The sequence below is a fragment of the Streptomyces sp. ICN903 genome (assembly GCF_022015835.1).
In the GTDB taxonomy this organism is placed as follows: domain Bacteria; phylum Actinomycetota; class Actinomycetes; order Streptomycetales; family Streptomycetaceae; genus Streptomyces; species Streptomyces fenghuangensis.
Map to the genome: position 1 here is coordinate 1 of NZ_JAKMAY010000336.1, position 5,757 is coordinate 5,757.

General features: G+C 75.9%; 6 protein-coding genes. 3 read left to right on the plus strand and 3 right to left on the minus strand.

Annotation, left to right across the window (positions count from 1 at the left end; genetic code table 11):
- Positions 1–113 precede the first annotated feature (113 nt).
- Positions 114–932, plus strand: a complete 819-nt coding sequence (gene rsmA, locus L7D48_RS24820) for a 16S rRNA (adenine(1518)-N(6)/adenine(1519)-N(6))-dimethyltransferase RsmA (RefSeq protein ID WP_237882695.1) — start codon at positions 114–116, stop codon at positions 930–932.
- The gene (locus L7D48_RS24825) at positions 929–1,909 is read left to right on the plus strand and encodes a 4-(cytidine 5'-diphospho)-2-C-methyl-D-erythritol kinase (protein WP_237882687.1); all 981 of its coding nucleotides are present in this window, start codon (positions 929–931) and stop codon (positions 1,907–1,909) included. Before rsmA ends, L7D48_RS24825 begins: the two co-directional genes overlap by 4 nt.
- A 266-nt stretch (positions 1,910–2,175) precedes the next feature.
- Here L7D48_RS24825 and L7D48_RS24830 read toward each other — a convergent pair whose 3' ends face one another.
- The 3 genes from L7D48_RS24830 to L7D48_RS24840 all read right to left on the minus strand — a co-directional run bounded on the left by L7D48_RS24830 (position 2,176) and on the right by L7D48_RS24840 (position 4,748).
- Positions 2,176–2,982 carry an SDR family NAD(P)-dependent oxidoreductase gene (locus tag L7D48_RS24830; RefSeq protein WP_237882689.1) on the minus strand — a complete coding sequence of 269 codons (807 nt, stop codon included), beginning with the start codon at positions 2,980–2,982 and terminating at the stop codon, positions 2,176–2,178.
- Between the two features lie 25 nt (positions 2,983–3,007).
- Complete coding sequence (locus tag L7D48_RS24835) at positions 3,008–4,192, minus strand: serine hydrolase domain-containing protein (RefSeq protein ID WP_237882691.1); 1,185 nt, start codon at positions 4,190–4,192, stop codon at positions 3,008–3,010.
- A gap of 76 nt (positions 4,193–4,268) precedes the next feature.
- Complete coding sequence (locus tag L7D48_RS24840; RefSeq protein ID WP_237882693.1) at positions 4,269–4,748, minus strand: ATP-binding cassette domain-containing protein; 480 nt, start codon at positions 4,746–4,748, stop codon at positions 4,269–4,271.
- Positions 4,749–5,135: 387 nt separating this feature from the next.
- Here L7D48_RS24840 and L7D48_RS24845 point away from each other — a divergent pair, with 387 nt between their 5' ends.
- The gene (locus tag L7D48_RS24845; protein ID WP_206347044.1) at positions 5,136–5,552 is read left to right on the plus strand and encodes an SsgA family sporulation/cell division regulator; all 417 of its coding nucleotides are present in this window, start codon (positions 5,136–5,138) and stop codon (positions 5,550–5,552) included.
- Positions 5,553–5,757 lie beyond the last annotated feature (205 nt).

A 5,757-nucleotide genomic window follows, 5' to 3' on the forward strand; every position in this document is an offset into this window, starting at 1 on the left:
CCTCCCCTTCCCCCTCCCCCGACGCCGATACCGACACCGGCACCGACACCGACGCCAGTGCCGGTGCCGCTCCCGGCGCCGACGCCCTCCTCGGCCCCGCCGACGTCCGCGAGCTGGCCGCCGCGCTGGGGGTACGCCCCACCAAGCAGCGCGGCCAGAACTTCGTCATCGACGCCAACACCGTCCGCAGGATCGTGCGGACCGCGCGGGTGACGCCCGAGGACGTGGTGGTCGAGGTCGGCCCGGGGCTGGGGTCGCTGACGCTGGCACTGCTCCAGGAGGCCTCCTGGGTGACGGCGGTGGAGATCGACGACGTGCTGGCGGCGGCGCTGCCCGCGACCGTCTCCGCCCGGCTGCCCGGCCGGGCCGACCGCTTCGCGCTCGTCCACCACGACGCGATGCGCGTCACCGAACTGCCGGGCCCCGAGCCCACCGCTCTGGTCGCCAACCTCCCCTACAACGTCGCCGTGCCCGTCCTGCTGCACATGCTGGCGACGTTCCCGTCCCTCGGGCACGGTCTGGTGATGGTCCAGGCCGAGGTCGCCGACCGGCTCGCGGCCGAACCGGGCTCCAAGGTCTACGGGGTGCCGTCGGTGAAGGCCGCCTGGTACGCGGAGGTGCGGCGGGCCGGGGCCATCGGGCGCAACGTCTTCTGGCCCGCGCCCAACGTGGACTCCGGGCTGGTGTCGCTGACCCGGCGCGAGCCGCCGCGCACCAGTGCCGGCCGGCGGGAGGTCTTCGCCGTGGTGGACGCCGCCTTCGCCCAGCGCCGCAAGACGCTGCGCGCGGCGCTGGCGGGCTGGGCGGGCTCGGCCGCGGCGGCCGAGGCGGCGCTGACGGCCGCGGGGATCGACCCCCGCGCCCGGGGGGAGTCACTGACGATCGAGGACTTCGCGGCCATCGCGGAGCGGAAGGGCACCACCAGCGCATGAGCACCGCACAGACGGCCGGCACCGGCACCGCCCGTACCGCCGCGCCGGTCACCGTACGCGTACCCGCCAAGGTCAACGTGCAGCTCGCGGTCGGCGGGCTGCGGCCGGACGGCTTCCACGACCTGGCCAACGTCTTCCTGGCCGTCGGCCTGTACGACGAGATCACCGCCACCGCCACGGCCCCCGGCGAGGGTCCGCGCGTGACCTGCTCGGGGCCGGACACCGATCAGGTGCCGCTGGACCGCACCAACCTGGCCGTCCGCGCCGCCGACGCGCTCGCCGCGCGGTACGGCCTCGTGCCGGACGTCCATCTGCACATCGGCAAGGAGATCCCCGTGGCCGGCGGCATGGCCGGCGGCAGCGCGGACGCGGCGGGCGCGCTGCTGGCCTGCGACGCGCTGTGGGGCACGGGCGCCTCGCGCGAGGAACTACTGGAGATCTGTGCCGAGTTGGGCTCGGACGTGCCCTTCTCCCTGGTCGGCGGCGCGGCGCTGGGCCGGGGCCGGGGCGAGCTGCTGACACCGCTGGAGGTGGGCGGCGTCTTCCACTGGGTGTTCGCCGTCGCCGAGGGCGGGCTGTCCACCCCGGCCGTCTACCGCGAGTGCGACCGGCTGCGCGAGGTACGCGGCGGCGGCGCGGGCGCCGACGCCGTACCCGCGCCCGAGGCGTCCCCCGCACTGCTGGCCGCGCTGCGCGCCGGTGACGCGGCCGCGCTGGCCGGGCATCTGTCCAACGACCTCCAGCCCGCCGCCGTCTCCCTGCTGCCTTCCCTGGACGACACCCTGGCGGTGGGCACCCAGGCGGGCGCGCTGGCCGCTCTGGTCTCCGGCTCCGGCCCGACCTGCGCCTTCCTGGCCGAGGACGCGGCGACGGCCTCGGACGTCGCCTTCGCCCTGCGCGCCTCGGGCGTCTGCCGCACCGCCCACACCGCCACGAGCCCGGCGCCGGGCGCCACGGTGGTCCGTCCGGCGGGCTGAGTACCGCGACGCGCGCTCCCGGCAGGGCGTTTGAGCGCCTCCGCCCTGCCGGGCCGGCAGTGCCGGGGCCACCACCGATGTCGCCGGGATGCGGACCGGCGGATCGGGGTCGGCGGAAGTCGACGTCGCCGCACAGATGGTGCGACTGGTCCGTGTGCGAGGCCTGCCGGACCGTGGGGACGATGTGGCGGCCGCCGCGGCCGGGGGCGCGGAGCGGAAAACTCCGTTCCGTCGACGCGGCCGGAACACCACGGGTCCGCGCCCCCTCAGCCGGACTCCTCCCCGCCGAGCGCGCGGCGCAGCCCGAGGTTGGAGACCAGCAGCCCGCCGTCGACGGGGAGGGTCAGGCCGGTGATCCAGGACGCGTCGGCCGAGGCGAGGAAGGCGACGGCCGCCGCGATGTCCTCGGGGCGGCCCACCCGGCCCAGCGGGTACTCCCGGGCCGCGCGCTCCAGCACCTCGTCGCGGCCCTCCCACGCCCGGGTGGCGACCGTTCCCGGCGCGACCAGGTTGACGCGTACGCCGCGGGGGGCGGCGTGCCCGGCCAGGGTGCGGGTCAGTGAGGCCAGCCCCGCCTTGGCGGCGCTGTAGGCGTGCCCGCCGAAGTCGCGCTCTCCGTTGACGGAGCCGACGCTGACGACGGCCCCGCGGCGGCCGGGGGCGGCGGCCAGGTGGGGCAGGGCGGCGCGGACGCAGCGGAACGCGCCGGTGAGGGTGAGGTCCAGGCCGCGCTGCCACTCCTCCTCCGCCAGATCCTCGAAGAGCGGGGGCTCGGAATGGATTCCGTAGGCGTTGTTGACCAGGACGTCCAGGCCGCCGAACCGCTCCACCGCGTGGGCGACGGCCGCCCGCACCGAGCCGTCGTCGCCCACGTCGCAGACGGTGTGCCCGGCCTGCCCGCCCGCCTCGGTCACCTCCCGGGCCGTGCGTTCGGCGCTCTCGCCGTCGATGTCGGTGGCCAGCACCCGGGCGCCCTCGGCGGCCAGGCGCCGGCAGACCGCCGCGCCGATGCCCCGCCCCGCGCCCGTGACCAGTACCGCGTAGCCCTTCAGGCGTTCCTCGAACCGCTGCATCGGGCCAGCGTAGGCGCCGGGCCGGTCACCTGTCCCCGTGCGCCGCGGCCTTCCGCAGCGCGCGCACCAGGGCCTGGGCGCGCGGGTCGGAGGTGACCGACTTCTGGAGGGAGTTGGTGACGTAGGCGAAGGCCAGTCCCGTCTCGGGGTCGGCGAAGGCCAGCGAACCGCCGCGGCCGGAGTGGCCGAAGGAGCCGGGGCCCAGCATCGGCGAGGACGGCCCGTGGAGCATGTAGCCCAGGCCGAAGCGGGTGGCGACCAGCAGGACGCGGTCGGGCCCGGCCGACTCCTCGGTACGCGCCTGGGTGAGGGTGGCGGGGGCGTACAGCCGGCGGGTGCCGTCGCCGAGGTCGCCGATGAGCGCCGCGTAGAAGCGGGCCAGGGAGCGGGCGGTGGCCACGCCGGAGGATGCGGCGAGCTCGGCGGCCCGGTAGGCGGGGTCGTTCTCGTCGGGCTGCGGGTCGATGGCGCCGAAGGCGCGGCGGGTGAGGGAGTCCGGGTCGCGCCAGGCGTCGGCGACCTCGCGTTTGGGGCGCACCCGCAGCCCGGCGGAGGCCGGCGCGGGCGGGGCCTCCACCTCGGCGATCCGGCCCACCCGGTGCGCCTGGTCGGCGGGCAGTCCGATCCACAGGTCGAGACCGAGCGGTGCGGCCACCTCCTCGGCGAACCAGCGGCCCAGGCTCCGCCCGGTGACCCGCCGCACCAGCTCGCCCAGCAGCCAGCTGTAGGTCTGCGCGTGGTAGCCGTGGGCGGTGCCCGGCTCCCAGGCGGGCTCCTGGGCGGCGACGGCGCGCGGACCGGAGACGCCGTCGAGCGCCTGCTCCGGGCTCAGGGGCGTGTCCAGGGCGGGCAGTCCGGCGCGGTGGGTGAGCAGGTGGCGCACCGGTACGCGTTCCTTGCCCGCCGCCTTGAACTCCGGCCAGTAGGTGCCCACCGGCGCGTCCAGGTCCAGGCGTCCGCGCTGGTGCAGCAGGTGGAGGACGGCGGCGGCCGGGCCCTTGGTGACCGAGCGGACGACCTGGGCGGTGTCCTCGGTCCAGGGCTCCTGCCCGTAGGGGTCGGCCAGGCCGCCCCACAGGTCGGCCACCTTGTGCCCGTCCCGGTAGACGGCCACGGCCGCGCCCCGGTCGCCGCGCTCGGTCAGGTTGGCGCGGAAGGCGTCGCGGACCGGCTCGTAGCCGTCCGCCACCGTGCCCTGGACGTCCACCACTGTCTTCGTGCTCCCGCCGGTCAAAAGGTGATGCGTGTGCCGATGTGTGCACCGATGCGTGCCGTCGTACATGGTGCTACGCGCGAGGCGGCGACACCGACCGGGGGTCGGATCCGGAGGGCGGCTCCAGGCGGTGGGCGCGCATCAGCGCCTCGTCGCACAGCAGGTCCCGGGTGGGGCCGTCGGCGGCGACGACGCCCTCGCCGAGGACGCCCTCGCCGAGGACGACCGAGCGGGGGCACGGCCCCGGGGCGTGGGGCAGGCCGTGGGTGGCCATGGGCACGGTGGCGTCCTCGCGGACGGCGGGCATGGACAGCCGGTCGCCGGGGTCCTGGAAGACGGTGCCGACGCGGCGGCGGACCTCGGCCAGGACGGCCCGGTCCGAGGGGTCCGCCCGCAGTCCGGCCACGGTGGCGCTTCCCGCGCCGCCGGCGAGGATGCCGTTGAGGTGGAGCACGAGGGTGGTCTCGCCGGCGCCGTTGGGTCCGAGCAGCGCGACGCGCTCGCCGCGCTCGTAGGCGCGGATGAACAGCGCCCCGGCGGTCCTGGCCGGCACGCCCCACCGCCTCGCTCCGCGGGCGGGCTTCCGCGGCTGCCGCGGCCCCGTGACCGGAGGGACACGGAGAGCCGGGGCGGCTCCACACCTCGATGGCGGGGAGTGGCCGCGACCTCTTCGCAAGAGCGCCCGAGTCGCCGGTGAACGGATACGGGAGGGGTGCGGCGGGCAGATGTGACGCAGTGCGACAGGCGGGAGCACCCAGCGTTTCCGGCCCGCCCGGTTGCCGGTGGATCGGGATACTTGCCCGATCCAGGGGAAGACGGCATCAATGTCGGATCTTCGCAAAACTGTTGCACAACTCACACCGATTACCTGCGGTATGCCGTCATGAAAACGCTCTGGCGGGGTCGTAGGAGAAAAGGCCCCCGGAAAAGGAGCAACCCCATGCGCGCAGTCGTCGACCACAGCGTCCAGGCACGTCTGATCACCGTCCCCTCGGTCACCCGCGAGGTGACCGTCGGGCTGCGCTACGACCGCCACGATCCCTTCGCCGTCAGCCTGGTCTTCCCACCCGATGTCTCCCTGGACGGGCAGGAGGTCGTCTGGGTGTTCTCCCGCGAACTGCTGGAGGACGGGCTGCGGGCCGCGGTGGGCCTCGGGGACGTGCACATCCGGCCCTCCGGCCCCGAGCGGCCCGAGCGGACGGTCATCGAACTGCGTGCTCCCGAGGGGGTCGCGGTGATCGAGTTCGACACCACCGGCCTGCTGCACTTCCTGCACGGCACGTACGGCGTGGTGCCGGACGGCTCCGAGCACCTGGAGCTGGACCTGGAGCGCGGGCTGACCTCCCTGCTGGGCTGAGGCGGCGGCCGCGCGTCCGGCGCTTCGGCAAGCAGGCGCCGGGATACGGGCGGAACGAAGACCGCAGGACCCCACGGAACAGAAGGAACAGCACGTCCCCGCAGGGCCGCACAGAGCCGCGCGGAGCCCGGAGGGCCCCCGCGCACACGGCCCCGCGCACACGGCCGCCGGTACCGCCCGGCCCGAGGCCCCGGACCCTCCCCGG